General features: G+C 70.7%; 21 protein-coding genes. 11 read left to right on the top strand and 10 right to left on the bottom strand.

Translation table 11 applies throughout. The features are described 5' to 3' along the window. Positions 1-16: 16 nt before the first annotated feature. From rplI to rpsF, 4 genes are all read right to left on the bottom strand, one after another. Entirely contained in the window at positions 17-463 is a 447-nt protein-coding gene (rplI, locus tag D7044_RS22240) for a 50S ribosomal protein L9 (RefSeq protein WP_120683043.1), read from the bottom strand. 14 nt (positions 464-477) lie between these two features. Beyond that, positions 478-717 carry a 30S ribosomal protein S18 gene (rpsR, locus tag D7044_RS22235; RefSeq protein WP_013289355.1) on the bottom strand — a complete coding sequence of 80 codons (240 nt, stop codon included), beginning with the start codon at positions 715-717 and terminating at the stop codon, positions 478-480. Positions 718-758: 41 nt separating this feature from the next. Next, the gene (locus D7044_RS22230) at positions 759-1295 is read right to left on the bottom strand and encodes a single-stranded DNA-binding protein (protein ID WP_187398745.1); all 537 of its coding nucleotides are present in this window, start codon (positions 1293-1295) and stop codon (positions 759-761) included. A gap of 80 nt (positions 1296-1375) precedes the next feature. Continuing rightward, entirely contained in the window at positions 1376-1666 is a 291-nt protein-coding gene (rpsF, locus tag D7044_RS22225; protein WP_120683045.1) for a 30S ribosomal protein S6, read from the bottom strand. A 741-nt stretch (positions 1667-2407) separates the two neighbouring features. Here rpsF and D7044_RS22220 point away from each other — a divergent pair. The 5 genes from D7044_RS22220 (at position 2408) to D7044_RS22200 (ending at position 11134) form a co-directional block, all read left to right on the top strand. Further along, positions 2408-3199: a deoxyribonuclease IV gene (locus D7044_RS22220; protein ID WP_120683047.1), complete on the top strand. Its 792-nt coding sequence runs from the start codon at positions 2408-2410 to the stop codon at positions 3197-3199. Continuing rightward, positions 3196-5784: a hypothetical protein gene (locus D7044_RS22215; protein WP_233565085.1), complete on the top strand. Its 2589-nt coding sequence runs from the start codon at positions 3196-3198 to the stop codon at positions 5782-5784. Before D7044_RS22220 ends, D7044_RS22215 begins: the two co-directional genes overlap by 4 nt. 106 nt (positions 5785-5890) lie before the next feature. Beyond that, positions 5891-6370, top strand: coding sequence for a DUF2690 domain-containing protein (locus D7044_RS22210; RefSeq protein WP_120690090.1), 480 nt, complete (start codon positions 5891-5893; stop codon positions 6368-6370). A 238-nt stretch (positions 6371-6608) separates the two neighbouring features. Continuing rightward, positions 6609-8147 carry a chymotrypsin family serine protease gene (locus D7044_RS22205; protein WP_120683051.1) on the top strand — a complete coding sequence of 513 codons (1539 nt, stop codon included), beginning with the start codon at positions 6609-6611 and terminating at the stop codon, positions 8145-8147. A 14-nt stretch (positions 8148-8161) separates the two neighbouring features. Continuing rightward, positions 8162-11134, top strand: a complete 2973-nt coding sequence (locus tag D7044_RS22200) for a golvesin C-terminal-like domain-containing protein (protein WP_147434703.1) — start codon at positions 8162-8164, stop codon at positions 11132-11134. A 58-nt stretch (positions 11135-11192) separates the two neighbouring features. Here D7044_RS22200 and D7044_RS22195 read toward each other — a convergent pair whose 3' ends face one another. Then, positions 11193-12683 carry a glycosyltransferase family 87 protein gene (locus tag D7044_RS22195; protein ID WP_120683055.1) on the bottom strand — a complete coding sequence of 497 codons (1491 nt, stop codon included), beginning with the start codon at positions 12681-12683 and terminating at the stop codon, positions 11193-11195. 256 nt (positions 12684-12939) lie between these two features. Between D7044_RS22195 and D7044_RS32170 the strand changes: the two genes are divergently transcribed. Next, a complete protein-coding gene (locus tag D7044_RS32170; RefSeq protein WP_158610024.1) occupies positions 12940-13791 on the top strand; it encodes an AfsR/SARP family transcriptional regulator in 852 nt (283 codons plus the stop codon). Between the two features lie 136 nt (positions 13792-13927). Here the strand turns inward: D7044_RS32170 and D7044_RS22185 are convergent, their stop codons facing one another. Together D7044_RS22185 and D7044_RS22180 are read right to left on the bottom strand one after the other, a co-directional pair. Next, complete coding sequence (locus D7044_RS22185) at positions 13928-16807, bottom strand: transglycosylase domain-containing protein (RefSeq protein WP_120690088.1); 2880 nt, start codon at positions 16805-16807, stop codon at positions 13928-13930. Between the two features lie 196 nt (positions 16808-17003). Then, on the bottom strand, positions 17004-17450 hold the full coding sequence (locus D7044_RS22180; RefSeq protein ID WP_120683059.1) for a DUF5318 domain-containing protein: 447 nt from the start codon (positions 17448-17450) through the stop codon (positions 17004-17006). Between the two features lie 173 nt (positions 17451-17623). Between D7044_RS22180 and D7044_RS22175 the strand changes: the two genes are divergently transcribed. Continuing rightward, positions 17624-18262 carry a PadR family transcriptional regulator gene (locus D7044_RS22175; RefSeq protein ID WP_120683061.1) on the top strand — a complete coding sequence of 213 codons (639 nt, stop codon included), beginning with the start codon at positions 17624-17626 and terminating at the stop codon, positions 18260-18262. A gap of 23 nt (positions 18263-18285) precedes the next feature. Beyond that, on the top strand, positions 18286-19365 hold the full coding sequence (locus tag D7044_RS22170; protein WP_120683063.1) for an inositol-3-phosphate synthase: 1080 nt from the start codon (positions 18286-18288) through the stop codon (positions 19363-19365). A gap of 174 nt (positions 19366-19539) precedes the next feature. Here D7044_RS22170 and D7044_RS22165 read toward each other — a convergent pair whose 3' ends face one another. Continuing rightward, the gene (locus tag D7044_RS22165; RefSeq protein ID WP_120683065.1) at positions 19540-20019 is read right to left on the bottom strand and encodes a methylated-DNA--[protein]-cysteine S-methyltransferase; all 480 of its coding nucleotides are present in this window, start codon (positions 20017-20019) and stop codon (positions 19540-19542) included. A gap of 68 nt (positions 20020-20087) precedes the next feature. Then, the gene (locus tag D7044_RS22160; protein ID WP_120683067.1) at positions 20088-20492 is read right to left on the bottom strand and encodes a hypothetical protein; all 405 of its coding nucleotides are present in this window, start codon (positions 20490-20492) and stop codon (positions 20088-20090) included. 150 nt (positions 20493-20642) lie between these two features. Between D7044_RS22160 and D7044_RS22155 the strand changes: the two genes are divergently transcribed. Both D7044_RS22155 and D7044_RS22150 read left to right on the top strand, forming a co-directional pair. Continuing rightward, complete coding sequence (locus D7044_RS22155) at positions 20643-21155, top strand: hypothetical protein (RefSeq protein WP_407663396.1); 513 nt, start codon at positions 20643-20645, stop codon at positions 21153-21155. A 29-nt stretch (positions 21156-21184) separates the two neighbouring features. Next, positions 21185-22681 (top strand): flotillin family protein, encoded by a 1497-nt coding sequence (locus D7044_RS22150; protein WP_120683071.1) that lies wholly within the window; start codon positions 21185-21187, stop codon positions 22679-22681. A gap of 60 nt (positions 22682-22741) precedes the next feature. Here D7044_RS22150 and D7044_RS22145 read toward each other — a convergent pair whose 3' ends face one another. Then, a complete protein-coding gene (locus D7044_RS22145) occupies positions 22742-24202 on the bottom strand; it encodes a CCA tRNA nucleotidyltransferase (RefSeq protein WP_120683073.1) in 1461 nt (486 codons plus the stop codon). Positions 24203-24327: 125 nt separating this feature from the next. Between D7044_RS22145 and murJ the strand changes: the two genes are divergently transcribed. Then, on the top strand, positions 24328-26070 hold the full coding sequence (gene murJ, locus D7044_RS22140) for a murein biosynthesis integral membrane protein MurJ (RefSeq protein WP_120683075.1): 1743 nt from the start codon (positions 24328-24330) through the stop codon (positions 26068-26070). The last annotated feature ends 91 nt before the right edge of the window (positions 26071-26161 follow it).

Below are 26161 nucleotides of genomic sequence, written 5' to 3'. Positions count from 1 at the left end.
GGTGGTGCGTGATGCTTCAGGACGCGACGACGTTCAGGTTGAACGAGGCCGTGACCTCCGGGTGCAGCTTGATCCGCACCGGGTAGGCGCCGGTCGACTTGATGTGACCGGGCACCTCCAGGCGACGCCGGTCGAGAGCCGGGCCGCCGGCGGCCTTGACCGCATCGACGATCTCGGCCGGGGTGACCGAGCCGAAGAGCCGTCCGCCGTCGCCGGCACGGGCCTTGAGGCTCACCTTCAGGCCTTCGAGCTGGCCCTTGACCTCGTTGGCGTGGCCGAGGTCGCGGATCTCGCGGGCCGAACGGGCCCGCTTGATCAGGCTGACCTGCTTCTCCGCGCCCTTGGTCCAGGCGATCGCGAAGCCCTGCGGCAGCAGGTAGTTACGGCCGAAGCCGTTCTTCACCTCGACGATGTCGCCAGGGGCACCGAGGCCGGAAACCTCCTGGGTAAGGATGATCTTCATTTCGGCGCCTCCTCTCAGCGGGTGGTGGCCGTGTACGGCAGGAGCGCCATCTCACGGGCGTTCTTGACCGCACGGGCGATCTGCCGCTGCTGCTGCGAGGTCACGCCGGTCACCCGCCGAGCGCGGATCTTGCCGCGGTCGGAGATGAACTTCCGCAGCAGCGCGGTGTCCTTGTAGTCGATGTAGGTGATCCCGTCCTTGTCGAGCGGGTTCACCTTCTTCTTCGGCTTGCGAAGTGCCGCAGCCTTGGCCATTGCTCTTGCTCCTGGTTTGCGATCACGGGCGCTCGGCGCCATTAGAACGGGGGCTCCTCGTCAAAAGATCCGCCGCCCGAACCGGAACGCGAGGGGGCGGGCGCGGCCGAAGCCCAGGGGTCGTCGAAGTTGCCTCCGCCGCCACCCTGGCCGCCACCACCGCCACCACCGAAGCCGCCGCCGCTGCCGCCGGAGCGGGCCATCTTCTGCACCTTCGCCGTGGCGTAGCGCAGCGACGGGCCGATCTCGTCGACCTCGAGCTCGATGACGGTGCGCTTCTCGCCCTCGCGGGTCTCGTAGGACCGCTGCCGCAACCGGCCCGACACGATCACCCGGGCGCCCCGCTGGAGCGACTCGGCGACGTGCTCGGCGGCCTGGCGCCAGACGGTGCATGCGAGGAACAGCGGCTCGCCGTCCTTCCACTCGCCGGACGCCCGATCCATGAACCGGGGCGTCGAGGCGACGCGGAACTTGGCGACCGCAGCCCCGGAGGGGGTGAACCGCAACTCGGGGTCATCGGTCAGATTGCCGATGACCGTGATGGTGGTGTCTCCTGCCATGACCATCTCCTCGCGCACTCATCGTCTCGCCGTACAGGCTCCCAGAGCCGTACGACAGCGTGGATGAGGCTGATCCGGGCGAACCGGGTTGGATACGCTCAGCGCATTTCCGGCCGAATGACCTTGGTACGCAGCACGGACTCGTTGAGTCGCAGCTGACGGTCCAGCTCAGCCACCGCCGCAGGCGTCGCCTGCAGGTCGATGACGGCGTAGATGCCCTCGGCCTTCTTGTTGATCTCGTACGCGAGGCGCCGGCGGCCCCACACGTCGGTCTTCTCCACCGAGCCACCCGCGGTCCGGATCACGTTCAGGTACGTGTCGAGCGACGGGGCGACGGTGCGCTCCTCGAGGCTGGAGTCGAGGATCACCATGATCTCGTAATGACGCAAGACGTGCTCACCTCCTGTGGGCTAAGCGGCCACGGTCCTTCCGTGGCAGGAGGTCGTGCGTCGTGGACCGCGCCGGAGTCGGGGGAACCCGCCCGGACGCGGACAACCGGACCAGGATACCCGGTCTGGACGATCATGCCCGGGCGGCCGTCCGCTGGGCTGGGCGCGGGTCGCCGCCGGCCCACAGCCCCGGCTCGACGACGGAGTGCGCCGGTCGGGGCAGACGGCGGCGGGGCAGACGCCGACGGGCAGACGGCGACAGGCAGACGGCGACGGGGGCCCGCGCCGAGCACCAGGCTGGCAGCGGACCCCCGTCGAAGAGGCCGCGGGGCGTCCCGTCCGCATTCCTTGGGTGGGACCTGGGGAGGAACGACCACACCGATGAGGTTGGACCGGAGACGCCCCGCGGAGCTTTATCGTGTTGTTACCTGACGATACAACGGCTCTCGTCACTTGTTGGGGGGATTGGCGTAATTTCTCGCGAAAATTCCGGTGCTTCCCGGCCTGGCCGGGCAGACCCTCGCCACGCCGGGCCGCGCGACGAGGGAGCCCCGCATCAGGGAAGGCGGACTGCCGTGGTCCCGATGTACGACAGCGGCGACGCCGACGAGTCAGGGCAGCGGATCACGAACTTCCCTCCCACCTCATCAACGACCGCCGGGTCCGCGGGTGACGACGTCCGGCAGCGACTCGGTCCCGCCGTGATTCCCCGCGTCGAAGCCTCGACGTAGGCTCGCCTTCATGCGTATCGGAGCCCACGTCGATTCGACAGACCCGCTCGCGGAGGCGTCCGCCCGAGAAGCCGACGCCGTGCAGTTCTTCCTCTCGGACCCCCAGGGATGGAAGGCCCCCATGCCCCGAGAGGACGCCGCACAGCTACGCGACGCCGAGGTCGACGTCTACGTGCACGCGCCGTACGTCATCAACGTCGCGACCCTCAACAACCGGATCCGGATCCCCAGCCGCAAGCTGCTGCTCGCCCACGCCGGCGCCGCCGCCACGGTCGGCGCGAAGGGGCTCGTCGTGCACGGCGGGCACGTCAACGCCGGCGACGACCTGGCGGTCGGCTTCGACAACTGGCGCAAGACCTTCGCGTACGCCGCGGACTCGGGCGGATTCGAGGTGCCGGTGCTGATCGAGAACACGGCCGGCGGTGAGAACGCCTGCGCGCGGCGGCTCGACGCGCTCGCCCGGCTCTGGGACGCCGTCGGTGAGTACGAAGTGGGCTTCTGCCTGGACACCTGCCACGCCCACGCCGGCGGCGAGGAGCTGCTGGGCCTGGTCGACCGGGTCAAGGCGATCACCGGGCGGATCGACCTGGTGCACGCCAACAACTCCAAGGGGGGCTTCGGCTCCGGGCAGGACCGGCACGACAACCTCGGGGGCGGCACCATCGACCCCGACCTCGTGGTGGCGGTGATCCGGGCGGCCGGGGCGCCGGTGGTCGTCGAGACCCCCGGCGGCGTCGACGGCCAGGCCGACGACATCGCCTTCCTTCGTGAGCAGCTCGGGACGGAGCGCCCTGCGGCATGACGACCGGACAGTCGGAGACCGGTGGCGCCCCCGCGCCGGCCGGCGACAGCCAGCGACCCACCAGCGGACCGGCACCGCACCCGACGGTCGAGGACGGGGGGAGCAAGGGCCGCGCGGGCACATCCGGTAGCGATGACCGGACCGCCGACGGCGCCGGCCGGACCCACCCGACGACCACCGCTCACCCGGAGCCCGCCGCCGACGGCAACGGCGCGGAGCGCGGAACCGGCGGAGCCAGCACGGCGGCCGACGCCAAGAGCAGCGCGAGCGGCACCGCAGCCGAGAAGAAGAGCGGCGCGAACGGCACGGCGGCCGACGCCAAGAGCAGCGCGAGCGGCACCGCAGCCGAGAAGAAGAGCGGCGCGAACGGCACGGCGGCCGACGCCAAGAGCAGCGCGAGCGGCACCGCGGCCGACGCCAAAACCGGCGCGAACGGTACGGCCGGCAACGGGAAGAGCGGCAGCTCCGGCGGGGCCGGCGACGGTGAGCAGACGAAAACGGAGCTCGACCCCGGTGCCAGGGGCAGCTCGGGCGACCGGCCGTCCGGAAAGGACGCCGCCGCGGACGCGGAGCAGAAGGCGGGCGAGAAGAAGACGGGCGACACGGCCGTGGAGGCCAAGGACCCGTGGACCGCCTTCGGCCCGGCTCCCGAGGCGACCCCCGGCCGTCCCCGCCGGATGGCCCGCGCGGTCGGTCGGTCTCTGATTCACGAGTGGACCCTGGCGACGCTCGGGTCGCTCGCCCTCGCGGTGCTGATGACCTGGCCGACGCTGCGCTATCCGCTCTACACGATGCCGCAGGACACCTGGGATCCGAGCCTGCAGGCCTGGCAGATGGCCTGGTCCGGGCACATCCTGCTGGCCAACCCGGCCCAGCTGTGGCAGTCGAACAGCTTCTTCCCTGAGCTGTGGAGCTTCGCGTTCTCCGACACCCTGCTCGGCTACGCCCCGGCAGGCATGATCGGTACGGGCCCCGAGGCCGCCGTCCTCCGCTACAACATCATGTTCGTGCTGGCGCACGCGCTCGCCACGTTCGGGGCGTACGCGCTGGCGCGGCAGCTCGGCTCGGGGCGCATGGGCGCGGCGGTGGCCGGTGTGGCCTTCGCGTACGCCCCGTGGCTGCTCTCCCAGGCCGGGCACCTGCACGTGCTCTCCAACGGAGGTATCCCGCTGGCGCTCGCCATGCTGGCCCGGGGCCACGGCTGGTCGCTGCGGCACGGCTACCGGCCCGAGCTACGGCACGACGGCTGGGTCTACGCCGGCTGGCTGGTGGCCGCCTGGCAACTGAGCCTCGGCTTCGGCATCGGCCTGCCGTTCGCGTACTTCCTCGGCGGTGCGGTGCTCGTCGCGGTCGTCACCTGGTACGTCCGGCGGACCTGGTTCTGGGCGGTACGGCGGCCGTTCGGGATCCGGCTGCTCGTGGCCAACCTGGTCGGCGGGGCGCTCTTCGCCGGTGTCGGCCTGCTGATGGCAATCCCGTACTTCAAGGTGACCGAGCTGCACCCGAACGCCGAGCGTTCGGTCGGCGACATCGGCCTCTTCTCCCCGCCCGCCTCCGGGTTCGTCACCGCACCGGCGGAGTCGCGGATCTGGGGTGGGTTGCACGAGGGCGCGCGAGCGGCGCTGCCCTGGCATCCGGAGATGACGCTGCTGCCCGGGTTCGTGCTCTACGCCCTGGCCGCCGGTGGCCTCCTCTTCTCGGTCTGGAAGCTGCGGCAGCGCCTGCTGCTGCTCGCCGGGGTGGTGGGCACGATGGTGCTCGCCATGGGCACCCGCTTCTTCGGCGGCACCTGGACCTACGTGCCGCTCTTCGAGCACCTGCCCGGCTGGAACGGCCTGCGTACGCCGGGTCGGCTGATGCTCTGGGTCACGCTGCTGCTCTGCCTGCTGGCGGCGGGCGCGGTCACGGCCTTCACCGACCGGGTGTACGAGCTGGCCCGGCAGCGGATCCCGTCCTGGCCGGGCCCGTGGCTGCGGCTGGCCGCCGTGCTGCCGCTGCTGTTGGTGGCGGTCGAGGGGCTGAACACCACGCCGCACCCGGTGGCCCCGGCCCAGCCGACCGCCCTGCGCCTGGTCGACGGTCCGATGCTGGTCCTGCCGAGCAACCAGAGCCTCGACCAGCACGTGATGCTCTGGTCCACCTCGCACTTCCAGGACGTCGTGAACGGCGGCAGCGGCTTCACCCCTCGCCAGCTGGACGACGTCCGGCGGGTGACCCAGTCGTTCCCCGACCAGACCAGCGTCGACTACCTGCGCACGCTGGGCGTACGCAACGTGGTGCTGCTGCGGGACCAGCTCGCCGGCACCCCGTGGGAGATCTCCGTCGACCTGCCCGTGGACTCCCTCGGCATCACCCGGGAGGAGATGGGCGACGCGGTGGTCTACCGGCTCTCACCGGGGGAGCCGGGGTCCGCACCTCAGCCGCAGCCGACGCAGTCGGACCAGCCGGGGCTGCCCACTAACCTGCCCACGGGGCTACCGACGAACCTGCCCAGCGGGCTACCCACCAACCTGCCCACCGGGCTACCCACGAACCTGCCCAGCGGGCTGCCGACGAGCCTGCCGACCGGGCTGCCCACGCGGTGACGGTGCGGTGATCCGGCCGTGGTGACGCGGTGCCGGGTGGTGTGAGGCTTCCCGCGACGAACGGGCCGGCAGCAGGACGGGCCCGCGGAGCAGGAGGAACCACGCAATGAGAGCACGTATCCGAACCATCGTCGCCGGGCTGGCCACGCTGGCCGCCCTGGCCGTCGCCATCCCGGCACAGGCGGCGACCGCCGCTGCCCTCGGCACCGCCGCGAACCCCTTCACCATCGCGGCCAACTCGGGCTGCGGCTCGAGCTGCGACGGCAAGGACCCCTCCGTCTACGCGATCTACTACTCGGGCCGGATCACCACCTGCTCGGCGGACGCGATCACCGCGCGGGTCAACACCAGCGCCGGCATCACGTTGGAGCTGCGCTACAGCCCGATCTGCCGTACGGCCTGGACGCGGGTCCCCAGCGACTACTACTACCCGTACATCCGGAGCTACTACCCCGACGGCCGGCTCCGCGTCGAGTACAACGGCTTCAAGGGCGCCTACTACTCGCAGATGGTCAACGACGCGAACCTGCTCGCCGAGGCGCGGGCCTCGGCCGGCCCCACGGTCTGGACGACCGGCCGGTACTGAGCCGGTAGCCGGAACACGGGACCGGGCGGCGCGACTCTGCGCCGCCCGGTCCGTCGTCGTACCCCCCGGGCGATCGGCTGCGCGACAGTGGTCCGGCGATGTGCCGACCGTGATTCCGCGGTGAGCGCCCCGGTGATGCTGCCCCTCACTGGTAGCGCCGTCGGCACCTCCCGTCGCGGCGCGACCGATCTCGACCAGAGGGGATCAGTTGAAGCAGCGGATAGGAACAAGACGATGGTTGACGGCGGCGTGCCTCGCCGCCACCATCCTCGCCGTCCAGCCGGCGTCGGTACACGCCGAGCAGCGGCACGCGGCCGCCCCGCCACCGTCCGCGCCGACGACCACGGCGGCGTCGGGCTCCGGCGAGCACTCCGTCACGCCCGCCCAACGGGCGCGGATGGCCAGCGAGGAGCCGCTGGTGAAGGCGGCGCTACGGATTCGTACGGCGGCCAAGGCCGCCAAGGCGCCCGGCTTCGCCGGGGTGGCGTTGCGCGACGGCACGGTGACCGTCTACTGGAAGGGTCCGGTGCCGCCGTCCAGCCGCAAGACGATCGACCAGGAGTCGGCCAAGGTGCCGGTCGTGGTACGCCCCGCCGCGCACTCCGCCGAGGAGCTGGGCCGGGCCGCCGACGAGATCCGCCGGAAGCTCGCCGCCTCCGGCGACCGCTCGGTCGTCTCGATCGGCTACCCGGTGACCGGCAGCGGCATCACCGCCACGGTGACCGGCGCGAAGACACCGGCCGCCCTCGCGAATACCCCGGTGCCCGTGACACTGGCCCGGACCACGCCGAAGGCCACCAAGCCCGCCACGTCGGCCTCCGGGTCGGGCCGGACGGACGCACCGGCCGCTCCGGGTACCGCCCGCACGAGCGGCACCGGCGGCTCGATGGGTGCGCTGGCCTTCGGTGACTGGCCGAACCCGAGCCGGCAGGACGACGCCGTCCCGGCGTGGGGCGGGGCGCACCTCATCAACTCCGAGGCGACCGGGGGCAACGAGGGCTGGCAGGTCCGCGACGACGAGACCGGCAAGGTGGTGCGAGCCGACGACAAGTGGCACTGCACCTCCGGCTTCCCGGCGATCTTCAAGGGCACCGGCCAGGAACTCATGGTTCAGCCGCTGAGCTGCGGTGGGCCGCAGCGGCAGTTCGTCGACGCGAGCGGCGACCCGGTCAACGTGAAGAGCACCAGCATCGGGGTGGTGGCGTCGTCCGGCGTCTCGCTGACCGTTCCGGTCGGCGGCGCCGAGCCGTTCCTCTACGACGGGGATCCCTGGACGCAGGTCGGCTGGCAGATCAGCGACTGGGCGGAGCCGGTGGCGGGGCAGAGCGTATGCGTCTCCGCGGCCGAGTTGGGATCCTTCTGCGACGCCACGATCGGCGACGAGGTCGGCACGGAGAGCGCGCTCATCCAGACCTCGCAGGGTGACTCCAACCTGACGCAGAACATGACCAACCTCGGCACCCACTACGAGGACGGGCCGGTGCACCCCGCCCGCCGGCCCTACGTGCTGGCGGACGGCAGCGTCTGCAACACGTTCGACTTCATGGACAACACGGACTGCTCACAGTTCGCGTTCGCACCGGGAGACATGGGCGCCGCCGTCTACACGGTGCCGGCCGACGGTGACGACACCGGCGTGACCATCAGGGGCCTCCTCGTCCACCAGCACGACGGCTACCTGCAGAACCCGACCAACTTCCACATCATCGGGGCCGACCAGATCTTCGCCGCGTACCCGGACATCACTTTGCTGACCTCAAGGAACGACCGGCCGTGAAGAACGGGGGAACGATGAGTTTGATCGGCAGGAGCGGGGCCCGCACCGGCAGACCGGTGGCGTTGGCCGCGGCCGGCGCGGTCGGCCTCGCGCTGTTGTGGGTCCCACCGGCGCAGGCGAAGCCACAGCCGACCCGTGAGCCGGCCGGCGTCGCGGCGGTCGCGGAGGCGGAGCGGGACCGGGTGATGGGTACCGGGTGGCAGTCGTCGCCGGACCGGGCCTGGACCACGGCCGGGGACGCGGAGGGTTTCCACGTCCTGGTCGCCGACGCGGCCGAGGGCTACGCCTGGCGCACCGTCGCCACCCTCAGCGAGAGCGGGTTCGACACCGACCGCTGGATCGGCAACGCGTGCGTCACCGGCTCGGGGCGGCGGGCCGTGGTCGTGTACGCGCCGCGGACCTTCACCAACAAGGCCGAGCTCAGTGCGCGGGGCGGTTTCACCGCCGTCGTCGATCTGGAGACCGGCGGGGTGACGAAGCTGCCGGTGACGACCAGCCTCGCCTACTTCAATCCCGGCTGCGGCACCGGAGAGGCGGTGGCGCTGACGCAGGAGGGCGACGAGCAGCGGCCCGGCACGCGGCTGCTGCGGCTGGATGCCGAGCGGGCGAAGCTGGGGCCGAAGATCACGGTGAAGGGCCAGCTCACGTCGACCGTTCCGGTCGGGAACGGTTTCGTCGGCGCGCGCGGGGCCTATCTCACGAAGGTCGACGGCAAGGGCGGTACGACGGACCTCGCCGAGGCGAGCAACGTGCCGTTCGCGATCCGGCCGGACGGTTCGGGTGGGGTCAACTACCTCGAACTCGACGGCGCCTCGATGCGGGCTCGCCGGCTGACCGGTGGCCGGCAGGTCACGTTGGCCGAGGGCGGGGTGGGTGCCTTCGGGCTGGAACGCGGTGCCGGCGGGCGCGTCTTCCTGACCGGTAAGCCGTCCACCGTCGCGGCGCTGCCGGCGACCGTGCAGCGGCTCGACGTGCCGGCCACGGCGGAGGTCTCCACGACCGGCCGGCTCGCCTTCGAACGGACGATGACCGCCGAGGAGACGCTTCCGGGCGGCACCGCTTCGGCAGTCGCGGCCCCGGTCCGGTTGACGGCGGTGGTGCCGCAGACCCGTAAGGCGGTCTCCTTCCAGGTGGCGCCGACGCACACCGCCACGGCGGGGGCGGCAGAGGGCAGCCCCGCGTTGGGCCGTCCGGGCGCGACCGCGGCGGGTACGACCAGCCGGGCGAAGGTCGCCCCGGCCGCCGCGGACGACGACCTGATGACGCGCTTCGACCCGGAGGACCCGGATCCGTGGTGCGCGGTGCCGCGCAACGACATGAAGACGATGGCGTACCACCCGCGCCCCCGGCAGATCGAGTGGGCTGTCGACTACGCGATCTTCGGGGCGCTCACCCAGTCCCGACCGGCGAACTTCAAGAACTTCGGGTTGCCGGCGTACTCCCCGCAGGGGATGTTCCCGCCGCGCACGCTGGCCGGCGGCGGCCACGTCTCGGCGCAGATCATGCTCGGCATCCTGGCGCAGGAGTCCAACCTGTGGCAGGCCTCGCAGACCGAGTCCGGCGAGTACGGCAACCCGTTGATCGGCAACTACTACGGGCGTAACTACTACGACGAGGACACCAGCGACGACTGGCGGATCCACTGGGACGAGGCGGACTGCGGTTACGGCGTCGGTCAGGTGACCGACGGGATGCGTAAGGCCGGCAAGGAGAAGCCGGGCGAGGTGGCCCGGCCGGCCGTCCAGCAGCGGGCCATCGCGCTGGACTACGCGGCCAACATCGCCGCCTCGCTGCAGATCCTGCAGGACAAGTGGAACCAGACCCACTCCAACGGTCTCGTCATCAACAACGGCGACCCGACCATGGTCGAGAACTGGTACTTCGCGGCGTGGGCCTACAACAGCGGCTTCTACCCGTCCAAGGGAGACGGCGGGCCGTGGGGGGTGGGTTGGAGCAACAACCCGATCAACCCCCGGTACGACCCGGCGCGGCACCCGTTCCTGGACGTGCGGAACCCGTTCGACCTCGATGACAACGTCCCGGTCTTCAGCGACGCGGCGCACCCGCAGGACTGGCCGTACCAGGAGAAGGTCATCGGCTGGGCGGCGCAGTCGATCGACACGGGCGACGACGGGGTCGGCTTCCGCACCGCGTTCTGGATCGGGGAGCCGCTGGACGCACGGATCCGACGGACCCAGCAGAAGCCGGACATGCGGCTCTTCTGCGACAGCTCGAACAACTGCGACCCGCTGGCCCGGGTGCAGCCGAACGAGCCCGGTCTCGAGCAGGAGCCGCCGGGTCCGTGCCTGCACAAGAACGGCTCGGGTCAGTACGACCTGAAGTGCTGGTATCACGCGCCGGTCACCTGGAAGGGCGACTGCGAGGAGAGCTGCGGCTTCGAGGGAATCCGGTACGACGTGCCCGACAACTACGCCGAGCCCGTCGACGGCACGCACAACCCGCCGCAGTGCACCGCGGCGACGCTGCCGGCGAACGCCCTCATCGTCGACAGCATCTCCTCCGGCACCTCCATGCCGCGCTGCGGCAACGCGCCGCGCAACGACGGAACCTTCGTCATGGAGTTCGCGGAGGGCTGGCCCGGCGAGTACACGTCGAAGATCGACACGCATCAGCTGGACAACGGATTCGGCGGCCACCACTGGTTCACCCGGGCTCGCGGGTCGGCCAAGTTCCGGGTGGTGGCCACCTGGGCGCCACCGTCCAGCCATACCGGCCGCAGCGGCGTCTTCGTCTACGTCCCGCCGACCGGCGGTCGGGTCAACGACGCGTACTACGAGGTCAACACCGGTGACGGCCGGATCCGGATGCTGAAGGTGGACCAGGAGGCGTACCACGGCAGGTGGGCGTTCCTGGGCAACTACCAGCTCCGCTCCGGCGCCTACGTCCGGCTGGACACCAGCCGCTCGGCGGCGTCGGAGAAGACGATCAGCATGGACGCCGTGGCGTTCGTGCCGGGCGGCATCTGACCGGACGACCCGCCGGGGGTATGCGAGCCGCGTACCCCCGGCGGCGTTCCGGCGCAGGTCAGCCGGCCACCGGCAACGGTTCGGCCGGCAGCTGGTCGCGCCGCCGCCACCGGTCCAGCCATGGGGCGTCGGGGGCGCCGTCGAGCACCCCGCCGTCCGGGTCGTCGGCGTAGGTGGCCCGGACCGCGTCGCGCTCGGGGCGCAGGATGTCGCGCACGATGAGCCCGCAGAGCACCACGACGGTGACCAGCCGCAGCGTGGCGGCGAAGACGAAGACGCCCTCCGGGAAGACGGCCCGGCCCGTCGAGGCGCCGAGCAGTTCGCCGTAGAACGCCGCGAAGTAGCAGACCTCGGCGAACTGCCAGGCGAGGAAGGCCCCCCAGCGCGGCCGGGCGAGCACGGCGAGCGGCAGCAGCCAGAGCACGAACTGCTGGGACCACACCTTGCTGAAGATCAGGAAGGCGGCGACCACCAGGAACGCGAGCGCAGCCAGCCGCGGGCGGCGGGGCGCCAGCAGGGCCAACGCGGCCACCCCGAGGCAGGCAAGCCCGAAGAGGGCGTACGAGAGCAGGTTGAGCGTGGGGATGTTGCCGTTCAACCAGTCGAACGGGCCCTCACCACCGACCTTGCCGTCGAGGTAGCGGCCGATGTACCAGAGCGTCCCCCAGTCGATGGCGCGCGTGCTGTTCAGCTCGAAGAAGCGGTCCCAGTTCTCCCAGTACGGCACGGCGGCCGGCAGGTTCACCACGATCGCCGCCACGACGGCGGCGCCGACGGCGCTGAGCGCGGCACGGAGCCGGTTGGCGCGGGCGGCGAGCACCAGGATCGGGCCGAGCAGGAAGAGCGGCCAGAGCTTGGCGGCGCCGGCCAGCCCGAGCAGCGCGCCGGCCAGCACCGGCCTTCGTCTCGCCCAGGCGAGCAGACCGAACGCGGCGATACCGATGGCGAGCAGGTCCCAGTTGACGGTGGCGGTGAGCACCAGCGCCGGCGCCAGCGCGAAGAGCGCGGCGTCCCAGGGTCGTCGGCGGCGCAGGGCCAGGATCACCGCAACCGTGGCGACGGCGAGCGCGCCGAGCACGAGCGCGTTGAGGTTGTAGAACCACTGGCCCTGGTTGATGCCGGGGTCGTCCTGACCGAGGGCGTGCACCGGCAGGCCGAGCGCGCCCATGAAATACCCGGTCAGCACCGGGTACTCGACGGGGTGGTCCCGGTAGGGCACCTTGCCCTCGTTCAGCCCCTCGGCGTAGTAGAGGGCGAGCACGTCGGTGTAGCAGAACCGGGTGTACTGCACGTTGTTCTGCCAGGCGCCGTCCTGGCACGGGGACTTCTGCACCCAGTGCAGCGCCAGGGCGAGGCAGGCGAGGGCCAGCACGATCCGGGCCGCCGTCCAGAAGCGCCGTTCCCGGCCGGCGGGGCGGTCGAGGGTCACGGCGTGATCGCCCAGCGGGCCGCCGATGAGCCCGGAGACCCCACGGACGAACCCGTCGGAGCGGGACGGGTGGTCGCTGCTGCCGGCATCGCCGTGGCCGGGTGTCGACTGGGTGCTCATGACAAGGCATCCTGCCGCATGCCCCACCTGCGCTGAAGTTCATCCAGGTCGGGACGCGTCCGCCCGCGCGTCCTCCGTTCACGGCGAGACCGCACCCGAGCGGCACGTCGCGTCCGGGCGGATCACACAAGTGGCGATAACCGAAATCGGGGGCGTACGTCCTGAAAGGGTAAGAGAGCCCAAACCGGTTCTCTTGACAAGGATCGAAACCCGGCTATTCTGTGCAAGCGCAATTAGCAGCACTCGGGGGAAGAAAATGGAGTTCGGCATCCTCGGCCCCCTGTCGATCAGATCCGGGCCGTCCGCTATCCATCTTTCCGGAGACCGCAACCGGAAACTACTCGCCGCACTCATCCTGAATGTCAATCGGGCGGTCCCCATCGATCGACTGATCGATGTCGTCTGGGACGAGCAACCGCCGGTGACCGCCCGTCAACAGGTACAGAATCGGCTGGGTCAACTCCGCTCGATGCTGGCGCTCGACGACGCCGGACAGCGGATCATCCGGCACGGCACCAGTTACGTGCTGGAAGCGGCCGAGGAACGGGTGGACGCATTCAGGTTCCGCGCAATCTGCGCGGAGGCGAATTCGACGAGTCACGGCGGTGAATTCGAACGGGCCATCGGGCTCCTGCGGGACGCCCTTTCCCTCTGGCGTGGCCCCGCCATTCAGGACATCACCTCCCCCACCTTGAACGCGGAGAAGTCCGCCTGGGAGGAGGCCAAACTGCGGGCCGTCGAGCGCCTCGTCACGCTTGAATTCGCCCGCGGTCACCACAGTGTGCTGATTCCCGACCTCCATGCCTGGGCGAGGCAATATCCGTATCACGAGAAATTGCACTGCCACCTGGCGGAGGCGCTGCACACCGGTTCCCGGACCGCCGAGTCGCTGCAGGTCCTGGCCCGACTCCGAGCGACGCTGCGCGACGAGTTGGGCATCGACGCCGGGCAGGAGGTGCACGAGTTGGAGAGCCGGCTCACCGGGCGACCGGGGGAGTTCCCAGCACCTGTCGACGTGCCGGTGAACCTCCAGGCGGTCGAGGCCCTGCAGCGAGCCCTGACGGAGACCACCCGAGCCCTGCAACTGCTTCAGATCCTTACCGGCTGAAGCCGCACGTCAACTGCCGGGCGTCGTCGACTCCCCTTGATCGTCCCCCGAGCGACCCGTCGCGCTCGCCTCCCCAGCACGTGAAACGCCGCCGGCGGCCGGAGAGAGGTCCGGCCGCCGGCGGCGTCAGGTCGGGTCAGTAGCGATCCGGGGGTGTGCTGGGTAGCAGTCCGCCCCCACGGCCACCACCGCCGGGGAAGAGCGGATTCCCGCCGGGATCACCGCCCCCGGGGTTACCCCCACCAGGGTTACCGCCGCCGGGGTTGCCGCCACCGGGGTTACCGCCCCCGTTGGGCGGGCAGAGCACGCCGAACGGATCACTGCACGGCTGGTCGGGCGGGGTCGGCGGCGGCTTCGGCATCTCGCCGTTGCCGGACTCCTTGTCACCGATGTTCGCCGCCGGCGGGAAGTCCAGCTTGTCCATCCCCTTCACCGCCTTGTTCATGAACCGTTCCCAGATCTCACCGGGCAGGCCACCACCGCTGATCCGGGTCCCGTCCTTCGTCTTCAGCGCCTTGCGGTCCTTCACGTTGCCGACCCAGACGGCCGTGGCGACCTGCGGGGTGTAGCCGACGATCCACGCGTCGCCGTTCTCCGGGCTGTCCGCCTTCTGCTCCCACGTTCCGGTCTTCTGGGCCGCCTTCCGGCCGTCGGCGAGCTCGTGGTGCGTCCGGGCCGGGTAGTCCTCCAGGACGGAGGTCACGTCGGCCACGATGTCCTTGTCGATCCGCTGCTTCGGATCGAGCTTCTCGCCGCCGACCGTCTTCCACTTCCCGGCGTCGTCCTGCTGCTGCACCGAGACGAGGAAGTGCGCCTTGTTGTAGACGCCGCCGTTGGCGAAGGTGGCGACGCCGTTGGCGTGGTCCAGCACGGTGATCGGGTACTGGCCGTAGCCGAGCACGTTGAAGAACGGACCGTTCGGGTGCGCGATGTCCTTCGGGTCGGACTTGACCAGGTCGTACGGCTTCTGCGGGCTGGTGTCGGTCCGCCACATCGTGGTGACGCCCGCGTCCCGGGCCATCTCGATGACCTTGCTCGGATTGAGCTCCTCGGTGACGTAGTAGAACGGCACGTTCAGCGACATCAGCGTGGATTCCCGCAGCGTGCAGGAGTTGTGGCAGCTCGGGTCGTCGTTGCCCGCGTTGCTGACCTTGAACTTCACGCCGTCGGGCGTGAAGCCCTTGCCCTTCCAGCGCGACTGGAGGGACTTGCCCGCCTTGAGCGCCGCCGCCAGCGTGTAGATCTTGAAGCTGGAGCCGGGCGAGTGGCCGCCCGTCACGTTGCCCATGGTGTCGGTGTTCTTGCCGGCGTAGTCGGTGCCGACGCCGGTGTCACCGCCGTAGTAGGCGAGCACCCGACCGTTCTTGGGGTTGACGGCCACGACCGCGGCCATCAGGTTGGACGGCTGGCCGGCGAGCTCCGAGCCCTTGGTCTTCCGCTGGGCGACCTCGAGCGCCGCCTGCTGCATCTTGGTGTCGATCGAGGTGCGGATCCGGTAACCGCCCGACATCAGCGCCTGCGAGCAGAGCGGCTTGGCCTCAGTGGCGGACGCCTCGTCCTCGACGCAGATGCCCTTCTCCCGCATCTCCTGCCGGACATAGTTGATCACGTTGCCGTACGGGGTGTTGACGCCGAAGTCGATTCCGACGCCACCCTTCTTCGGCGGCTTGAGGGTCTTCGTCGGGTACTCGGTCGGCGCCGGCTCCTTGCCCGGGGCGTTGAGCCAGCCCTCCTCGACCATGCCCTTGATGACGTAGTCCCAGCGGCCCTTGGCGTCGACCTCGTTGATCGCCGGGTCGTAACCCTGGTGCGTGGAGCTCGGCTCCGGCTGCTTGATCAGCGCCGCCAGCACGGCGCCCTCGGCCGGGGTGACCTTGCTGATCGACTTGCCGAAGTAGGTCTGCGCCGCCGCCTCGATGCCGTACGCGCCCCGCCCGAAGTAGATCACATTGAGGTAGTGCTCCATGATCTTCTCTTTCGAGAACTGATCGTTGAGCTTGGAGGCGAAAATCGCCTCCTTCACCTTCCGGGCGTACGTGTCGTCCTTCAGGTTGTCGTACGCGTTGCGCGCGTACTGCTGGGTGATCGTCGACGCGCCCTGCTTGTCGCCGCCGGTGAAGTTGTTCCAGGCGGCGCGGGCGATGCCCTTGTAGTCCACACCGGAGTGCCGGTAGAAGTTCCGGTCCTCGGCCGCGGCCACCGCGTCCTGCACGTACTTCGGGATCTGGTCGATGGTGACCAGGGTGCGGTTCTCCTGGCCCACCTTCGCGATGATCGTCTTGTTGTCGGCGGCGTAGAGCGTGGTCGCCTGCGGCGGGTTGAGCGCCTCGGGCAGCACCACGTTGGTGGAGTAGTAGGTGAAGCCCACGACGCCGATGCCGGCGAGCATGATGAGCACCGCGAAGCCGGCGATGACGATGTTCATCCGCTTGCGCTTCTTCGCCCGCGCCGCGGCGGCGGAGTCACCCGCACCCCGGCTGCGACGCGGTCCGGTGGGCCCACCGGGGCCGCCCGGGCCACCCGCGCCCGGCGGGACACTCGCCCGGGCCACCGAGGCCCGACCGCCGACCGACGCCGATCCCACGCTCGCTCGCCCGGCGGAGGCCGCGCCCACGGCAGCGGCACCGACGGTGGCCCGACCCGCCGGTCCGGCCGGGGAGACCGGAACCGAGGCCCGGCCGGCGCCTCCGCGACCGAACGCGCCACCCGGCGCCGGTGAGACCGGGACGGACGCCCGGCCGGAGCGACCTGTCGAGGCCGAACCGACCGAGGCCGAGCCGACGGACGCCGCGCCCGAGGCACCGCCCCGGGGCGAGACGGAGGCCCGCCCGCCCGAGCTCGTGCCGCGTGGTGTCACCGAGGCGCGTCCGGGGGAGGCGGATGCCTCCGGGGCCGACCAGCCGTCACCGCGCGCGTCCTCACGCCGGTAGCCGTCGTCCGCGCCCCGCCCGGGGCCTCCGCTCGGATTCGGGATCTGTGCCCGCCCGCGCGAACTGGGATCGCCGTACGAGTTCATTCCTCACACCCTGCCGGTCGCGGTGGGGCACCGCTGCGCCACCACCGGGTTGCCGTGAGCTGATTCACGCATTTCCACGACACGAACGTGCCGGACGCGTGACGTCGTTTCCCGATCAATCGGGCCTATCGGACCAATCACCGTCGTCCACCCTGGCGATCCTGCGTGACGCCGGGAACGGGCGACCGGTGTGGACTCACCGTTGGGCCTCTCGCCTTCGGTGCACCGGGCCGGAGGCATCGCCACCCACCGCTTCGGCCTCCGATCCGGCCTCGGCCAGACCGTCCCGGCCGAGCAGGTACTGCTCGACGAGATGGTTCCAGTCACAGCCGAGGCACACCTCCACCACAAACACCTGGAACTCACGTAGCGTCATCGCCAGCACGGGCAGCTCCGCCAGTGTGCGGGCTTGGCCGGCCGACTGCTTGAGTTCGTCGCCGTAAATGTAGTGGACGTGGATGAGGTTCTCGCTCCGGCAGATCGGGCAGCGCTCGTCGGTCGGCTCGCCGTGGAACCGAGCCGCGTTCTTCAGGTACGGCGAGGCGTCGCAGACGTCGTACGTGCCGACCCGGCCGGCCAGGAGCTCACGCAGCACCGCTCGCTTCCGGAGCGAGTAGTCGACGACCTGGCGCTGCGTACGCATGCGGAGAAGGGTACGCGCTCCGGCCGACCGAGGCGACCGGGGTCACTATCCGTAGTTGAGGGACCCCGAATTCGGGATTTGCCCTGATCGGAGTCAACGACTAACGTGCGATGTATCGGTCCGATACATCGCGGCGGTTGTCAATCCGCGCAGGGGGTAAGAGAGGGTGGCCCGTGCTCGAGCTCGCCATCCTCGGCCTCCTGCAGGAGTCTCCGATGCACGGCTACGAGCTGCGCAAGGAGTTGGCTGCCAAGCTCGGCGCGATCCGAGCGGCGATCAGCTACGGCTCGCTCTACCCGACCCTGCGCCGGCTGCAGGCGGCGGGCTGGATCACCGAAGCTGCCGAGTCACCCGCCACCACCGAGGAGATCCCCGCGCTGACCAGCCGACGTGGTCGGGTGGTCTACAAAATCACCGCGGAGGGCAAGGAACGCTTCGCCCAGCTCATCGCACAGACGGGGCCCGAGACGTACGACGACACGGGCTTCGGCGTGCACTTCGCGTTCTTCGCCCGGACCGACCAGGCGACCCGCCTCCGCATCCTGGAGGGTCGCCGCCGCAAGATCGAGGAGCGTCGCGAGGGACTTCGCGACGTGCTGGCACGGGCTGCCGAGCGCCTCGACGCATACACCTTGGAACTGCAGCGCCACGGACTTGATGCCTGTGAGCGCGAGGTCCGCTGGCTGGAGGAGCTCATCGCCAACGAGCGCTCCGGCCGTGCCCCGACGGTCCCGCGAACCGGGACGGCCGGCGGCCGACGAGAAGAGATCAGCCCGCCCCCGCCTGGAGAGTCCAGGAAAGAGCGGCCGTGATGAAAAAGAAGGAGGCAGACGCTATGGGCTCCGTCCGCGTCGCCATCGTCGGTGTGGGTAACTGCGCCTCGTCCCTCGTGCAGGGCGTCGAGTACTACCGGAACGCCGACCCGAACGACCGCGTCCCGGGTCTCATGCACGTCACCTTCGGCGACTACCACGTCTCCGACGTGGAGTTCGTCGCGGCGTTCGACGTGGACGCCAAGAAGGTGGGCATGGACCTCGCGGAGGCGATCGTCGCCAGCGAGAACAACACCATCAAGCTCTGCGACGTGCCGCCGACCGGCGTCACCGTGCAGCGCGGCCCGACGTTCGACGGTCTCGGCCTGTACTACCGCGAGATCGTCCAGGAGTCGGACGCCACCCCGGTCGACGTGGCGCAGGCGCTGCGCGACGCGCAGGTCGACGTCGTGGTCTCCTACCTGCCGGTCGGCTCCGAGCAGGCCGACAAGTTCTACGCCCAGGCCGCGATCGACGCCGGCTGCGCGTTCGTGAACGCCCTGCCGGTCTTCATCGCCTCCGACCCGGAGTGGGCGCAGAAGTTCACCGACGCCGGTCTGCCGATCGTCGGTGACGACATCAAGAGCCAGGTGGGTGCCACCATCGTGCACCGCGCGCTCGCGAAGCTCTTCGAGGACCGCGGTGTCGAGCTGCTGCGCACGTACCAGCTCAACTTCGGCGGCAACATGGACTTCATGAACATGCTGGAGCGCAACCGCCTGGTCTCGAAGAAGATCTCGAAGACCCAGTCGGTGACCTCGCAGATCCCGCACGAGATGCAGAAGAGCGACGTGCACATCGGCCCGTCGGACCACGTGCCGTGGCTGGACGACCGCAAGTGGGCGTACATCCGCCTGGAGGGCCGCTCCTTCGGCGACACCCCGCTGAACGCCGAGCTCAAGCTCGAGGTGTGGGACTCCCCGAACTCGGCCGGCGTCATCATCGACGCGGTCCGCGCCGCGAAGATCGCCCTGGACCGGAAGATCGCCGGCCCGATCCTCTCGGCCTCCTCGTACTTCATGAAGTCCCCGCCGGTGCAGTACGCCGACCACGACGCGCACGCCGCCGTCGAGGCGTTCATCGCCGGTGAGATCGAGCGCTGACGCGCTGACCTCAGCAACGCAGCGAGGGCCGGGTCCGTGCGGACCCGGCCCTCGCTGCGTCCGGCCCGCCCCGCGATGACCGGGCACTAGGAGTCACGCCGTCGAGCCGGGCCGTTCGACTCGCCGAGAGTGGGTGAAAGCGGGGCACCGAGGCAGTGGCGCTCCTCGCGGTGGTCAGGACCAGGCGCGTTGCAGCGCGAACCGGGCCTCCAGCTCCAGCAGGTGCACCTTGCGGTCGAGCCCGCCGCCGAAGCCGACCAGCTTCCCACCGGCACCGACGATGCGGTGGCACGGCACGATCACCGGGATCGGGTTGCGGTTGCAGGCGACCCCGACGGCCCGGGCGGCACCGGGGTCGCCGACCCGATGGGCCACCTCGCCGTAGGTCAGCGTCTCGCCGTAGGGGATGCCCACCATCTCCCGCCACACCGCCCGCTCGAAGTCGGAACCGCGCGGGATCCTGACCGGCACCGCGAAGTCGGTGAGCTCGCCGGCGAAGTACGCCCGCAGCTCGGCGACCGCCTGCCGGGCCAGCTCGTGGTCGGGCTCGTCGACGGCCCCCTCGACCCGGGCGAAGGCCGTCCCGCAGACGCCTGTCGCGTCGGTGGCCACGGAGAACTCCCCGATCGGTGAGTCGAGCACGGTCCAGCGCATCCGTCCATTCTCCGTGGCGGTACGACAACCTCGCCGCGCGGGACCGCCGGCCGTCCCGCCACGTCGGGTCAGAGCAGGTTGATCCCGAGCAGCAGCGAACCGGCGACCAGGCTCGCGCCACCGGCGACGGTCAGCCAGATCAGTTTGTTGGGGCGGGTGTCCTGCGGGCGTACGACCGAGAGGAAGAAGCCCAGCGGCATCAGGATCGGCGGCGCGACCAGCAGTGCCCGGATCAGGGTGCGGGTGCCGTCGGAGGCGTCGGCCTGGTCGACGTAGGGCAGGACGGCGAGCGCGAAGAGGACCAGCACGCCGGCGTGGGCGTGGCCGGCCGTCCAGAGGCCGCGGCGCACCGGGTTGTCGAGGTATCCGGTCTTGCGGCGGGCGACGTGCATGAGCAGCGTCAGCCCGCCGTAGGACACGGCCACGACGGTGATCAGCAGGATTCCGGCGGTGGTCAGGGTTGCCGAGGACATGGGCACCTCCATCTTGTCGCCGCAAAGATTGCCTCGCCGACCCCTATCTTGTCAATGGCTAGATTGCTGCGGGCATCCCGTCCGCCCAGCCTTCACCGACGCGCGGCTCCCCCGACCGGCACGTTGCGGAACGTCGATACCGTGCCGAACGTGGCCACGGGGACGTTCATCTTTCTGATCATCGGAGGCGCGGGCCTCGGTGTGCTGGCGCTCGCCCTGCTCGGCACGGAACTGCTCCACTTCGGCGGCGTCGACGTCGACGGGCCGATCTCGATCGAGAGCGTCGCCGGATTCGCGGGCGCGTTCGGCTTCGGCGCCGCGATCGTCAACGAGCTGGTCGGAGGCCGGACCACCGGCGCGGTCGCCGCCGCGGCGGCCGGCGGGGCCCTCGCCGCGCTCCCCTTCGCCTGGGTCGCGACCCGGCTGGGCCGCGCCGCCCGACGGATGCCGACCGACGCCACCCCGACCCGGAGCGACCTCGTCGGCTCGGTCGGGCTGGTCGTCTCCCCGGTGCCGCTGAACGGCTACGGCGAGGTCCGGGTACGCCTGGCCGGTCAGCCGGTCAAGCTCAACGCCCGCGCCGACCAGCCCATCCCCGTCGGCGCGCGAATCTTCGTGGTCCAGACGCTCAGCGAGACGAGCGTGCACGTCGAGACGTACTGACCGAACCCCCTCGCAGACAGGACACCTGCATGCCCCTGCTCATCGCCATCGGAGGCGCCGTCCTCCTCGTCATCGTCCTCGTGCTCTTCGTGCTCTCGCGGATCAAGGTCGCCGGGCCGAACGAGGCGTTCATCGTCACCGGTCGCAAGGGCCGCACCACGCAGACCGCCGACGGCAGCCGGTCGACGGACATGTCCGGACAGAAGGTGGTGCTCGGGGCGTCGGTCTTCGTCCTGCCGGTGGTGCAGAAGCTCCAGTCGCTCGACCTCTCCAGCCGGCGGATCGACGTCGGCATCAAGGGCGCGGTGAGCAAGCAGGGCATCCGTACCGACCTGCACGGCGTCGCCATCGTCAAGGTCGGCGGCACCGAGGACGCGATCCGCGCCGCCGCCCAGCGCTTCCTGCACCAGCAGGACGAGATCGAGGACTTCACCCGGGAGGTGCTCGCCGGCGCGCTGCGCTCCATCGTCGGCCGGCTCACCGTCGAGGAGGTCATCCGCGACCGCGCCGCGTTCGCCAGCGCGGTGGCCGAGGAGGCCGAGCACTCGATGACCAACCAGGGCCTGGTGCTGGACACCTTCCAGCTCCAGGACATCCTGGCCGAGGGGACCTACCTGCAGGACCTCGGCCGACCGGAGGCCGCCCGGGTGCTCAAGGACGCGGCCATCGCCGAGGCCCGGGCCCGCCAGCAGGCGGAGCAGGAGCGGCTGCTCGCCGAGGGGGCGATCGCCGAGGCCAACCGGAACCTCGCCCTCAAGCAGGCCGGCATCCAGGCCGAGATCGACGCGGCGAAGGCGAAGTCCGCCGCCGCCGGGCCGCTCGCCCAGGCGGAACGCGACCAGGCGATCCTCTCCGAGCAGCAGAAGGTGGCCGAGCGCAACGCCGAGCTCAAGCAGCGCCAGCTCGACACGGAGGTGCGCAAGCCGGCCGACGCCGCCCGCTACAAGGTGGAGCAGGAGGCCGAGGCGGCCCGCAACGCGGCGGTGCTGCAGGCCGACGCCCAGCGGCAGTCGGTCATCGCCGCCGCCCAGGCCGCCGCCGAGCAGTCCCGGCTCACCGGTGAGGGTGAGCGCGCGCGGCGGGCCGCGCTGGCCGAGGCGAATGCGATCGAGGGCGCCAAGGAGGGTGAGGCGGAGCAGCGGCGGCGCTCGGCGATCGCCGAGGCGGTCGAGCGGGAGGGGCAGGCCGAGGCCGCGGCCATCCTCGCCAGGGGTCAGGCGGAGGCGGACGCGATGGCCCGCAAGGCCGAGGCGTTCGCGGCGTACGGCGAGGCCGCCGTGCTCGACCTGCTGGTCAAGGTGCTGCCCCAGGTGGTCGAGGCGGCCAGCGCACCGATCAGCGCCATCGACAAGATGACGGTCATCTCCACCGACGGCGCGTCGTCGCTGACCAAGTCGGTGGCCGGCAACGTGGCCCAGGGACTGCAGCTCGGCAGCGACCTCACCGGCATCGACCTGGCCGGGCTCCTCGCCCGGCTCGGCGCGGCCGCCGACAACGGCAAGGCGAAGCCCGCCGTCGAAGCCTGAGCACGAGGAAGGGCCCCGAGTCGACGCGTCGCGTCCCCTCGGGGCCCTTCGTCAACTCCGTCAGGAGACGATGCCCTCGTCGCGGGCCCAGCGGAGCAGCTCCGCCTCCGCGGCGTCCCGGTCCAGCGGACCGCGCTCCAGCCGCAGGTCCTTCAGGTACTTCCAGGCCCGACCCACCACCGGCCCCGGCGGTACGCCGAGCAACTCCATGATCGCGTTGCCGTCCAGGTCGGGGCGTACCCGGGCCAGGTCCTCCTCCGCCGCGAGCCGGGCGATCCGCTCCTCCAGCGCGTCGTAGTCGGCGGCCAGCTGGGCGGCCTTACGACGGTTGCGGGTGGTGCAGTCCGAACGGGTCAGCTTGTGCAGCCGGGGCAGCAGGTCGCCGGCGTCGGTGACGTAGCGGCGCACCGCGGAGTCGGTCCACTCGCCCCGGCCGTACCCGTAGAAGCGCAGGTGCAGCGAGACCAGGGCGGTCACCTTGGCGGTGACCTCCTTCGGGTAACGCATCGCCTTCATTCGCGCCTTGGTCATCCGGGCACCGACCACCTCGTGGTGGTGGAAGCTCACCCGGCTGTCCGGCCCGACCGACTTCGTGGCCGGCTTGCCCACGTCGTGCATCAACGCGGCCATGCGGAGGATGAAGTCGCAGCCCTCCTCCTCGAAGCCGATGGCGTTGCCGACCACGGTCAGTGTGTGCTCGTAGACGTCCTTGTGCTGGGCGTGCTCGTCGATCTCCAGCTTCAACCCGGTCAGCTCGGGCAGGAAACGCTCGGCCAGCCCGGTGTCGACCAGCAGCCGCAGCCCGGTGATCGCGTCGGCGCCGCAGAGCAGCTTCGTGAACTCGTCCCGGATCCGCTCGGCGGTGATCCGGTCCAGGTCGGCGGCCATCGCGGTCATCGCGGCGCGTACGTCGGGGTGGACCGCGAAGCGCAGCTGCGCGGCGAACCGGGCGGCGCGCAGCATCCGCAGCGGGTCGTCGCGGAACGACTCCTGGGGTGAGGCCGGGGTACGGATCACCTTGGCGGCGAGGTCGTCGAGGCCGCCGTGCGGGTCGGTGAACCGGTGCTCGGGCAGGCTCACCGCCATCGCGTTGATGGTGAAGTCGCGCCGCTTCAGGTCCTCGACGAGGCTGGTGCCGTACTCGACCACCGGGTTCCGGCTGACCTGGTCGTACGCCTCGGCGCGGAAGGTGGTGATCTCCAGCCGGAGGCCGTCGCGTTGCGCGCCGATGGTGCCGAACTCGCGACCGGTCTCCCAGATCGCCTCCGCCCAGCCCTTGACGATGCGCAGTGTCTCGTCCGGGTGGGCGTCGGTGCAGAAGTCGAGGTCCTCGCCGAGTCGACCGAGCAGGGCATCCCGTACGGATCCGCCCACGAGGTGCAGTTCATGACCGGCCTGGGCGAAGCGGCGGCCGAGCTCGTCGGCGACCGGGGAGACGCGGAGGAGTTCGGCGACGGCGTTGCGCTGCGCGGCGGTGAGGTCGCGGCGGTCGGCGGCGTGCGGTGCGGAGGCTTCGGACATGGGATCGCCAGACTATCGGGCCGGGTCTGGATCTCCTGCGGCGGGCGCGGGTAACGACTTCGCGTTGACTAAGGTCTGTGACGTGCGGGCGGGCGCCCGGCGCGAGGTATCCGGGGAGGCTGAAGATGAGCGGCGGGCTCTACCGCAGCGCGAACGCCATGCCGGACGGTGCCATGCCCCCGCCCGACGGCGCGACCTTCATCTCCGCGGAGCCGCTGAACCAGCCGGGAGCGGAGGCCGTCGCGCCTCCGCAGGAGATCGTCGCGGAGACGAGCGCCGCCGCGAACAGCGCCGTGATGGCGATCGGCAGCCTCGTGAGCCGGGGCACCGGTTTCCTGCGCACGCTCGTGCTGACCGCCGCGCTCGGCGGCGCGCTCGTCGGTGACGCGTACACCACCGCGCAGATCCTGCCCGGGATGGTCTACGAGTTCCTGCTCGGCGGCATCCTCACCAGCGTCCTGATCCCGGTGCTGGTACGCCGACGCAAGGCGGACGCGGACGGCGGTCAGGCCTACTCCCAGCGGTTGCTCACCCTCGCGGTGGTCACTCTCGCCGCGGCCGCGCTGATCGCAGTGGCTGCCGCGTCGCTCCTGACCAGGCTGTACACCAGCGACAACCGTGGCACGGACTACCAGGACCTGGTCACCAACCTGTCCTACCTGATGCTGCCGATGATCTTCTTCACCGGCCTCAGCGCGCTGGTCAGCGCGGTGCTCAACACCCGGGGGCACTTCGCCGCACCGATGTGGGCGCCGATCCTGAACAACATCGTGGTGATCGCCACCGCCGGGATCTACATCGCGATCTACGGCGCGGAGATCGTCCAGCCGGCGGAGATGACCACTGGTCGGATCGTCCTGATCAGCGGCGGCACGCTGCTCGGCGTCGCGATCCAGGCCGCCGGCCTGCTTCCGGCGCTGCGCAAGGTCGGTTTCCGGTGGAAGCCACGGTTCGACTTCCGCGCTCTCGGCCTCCGCGAGCTGGGCCGACTCGGCGCCTGGATGTTCTGCTACGTCGCGGTCAGCCAGGTCGGTCTGATCGTGCTGTTCAACCTGTTGAACCGCGCGGGCGACGGGGACGCGGGCGCGCTGATCTACAACAACGTCTTCCTGCTGCTGATGATGGCGCACGGCATCATCGCCGTATCGATCATCACGGCGCTGATGCCCCGGATGAGCGCCGCCGCCGCCGATGGCCGCTACGGCGACGTCGCCGCCGACCTCTCCCGAGGCACCCGAACGGTCTCGGCCGTGCTCGCGCCGATCGCCGTCTGCTACGCGGTGCTCGCCACACCGCTGGCGGTGGTGCTGTTCCGCTACGGCGCCTTCAGCGAGGAGAGCGCCTCCGACACCGCGCTGGTGCTGCTGCTCGCCGCGCTCGCTCTGGTGCCGTTCGCCATCAGCCAACTCTTCACGTTCGCGTTCTACGCCCTGCCGGACACCCGCACCCCGGCGCTGATCAACATTCCGGTGGTGGCGCTGCGGATCGGTGTGCAGATCGTGCTCTTCGTTGCCTTCGCCGCGCACTTCGCCGCCGCCGGAATGATGATCGGCAACGCCGTCTCCTACCTGGCGGCCGCGATCGGCTCCGCCTGGCTGCTCCGCCCCCGGGTCGGCCGGATCGGGCTCGGCGAGATTCTGCGTACCCTCGGCCGGGTCCTCGTCGCCGCTCTCGGCGCGGCACTGGTCGGGCTGCTGGTCGTCAAACTGCTCCCCGGCGACGGCGTCCCGAGCCGGGGCGAGGCGATCCTGCAACTGGTGATCGGCGGTGGCGTGATCGGCGTGACCTACCTGGGCCTCGCCATGGCGCTGCGGATCGGTGAGATCACCGAGGTGGTGGGGATGGTCCGCCGCCGGCTGGGCCGCTGACCGCAGCTTCGCACCCCGCCCGCCCCGCACAGTCCGTGACGGTGGATCACCAGCCTGGGGATGCGGCTGTGGATAACTCCGCGATTCACTA

The organism is Micromonospora musae, from assembly GCF_003626635.1.
Lineage (GTDB): Bacteria > Actinomycetota > Actinomycetes > Mycobacteriales > Micromonosporaceae > Micromonospora > Micromonospora musae.
Note: the sequence above shows the minus strand (reverse complement) of the source record. Positions and strands in the feature narration are given on the sequence as shown.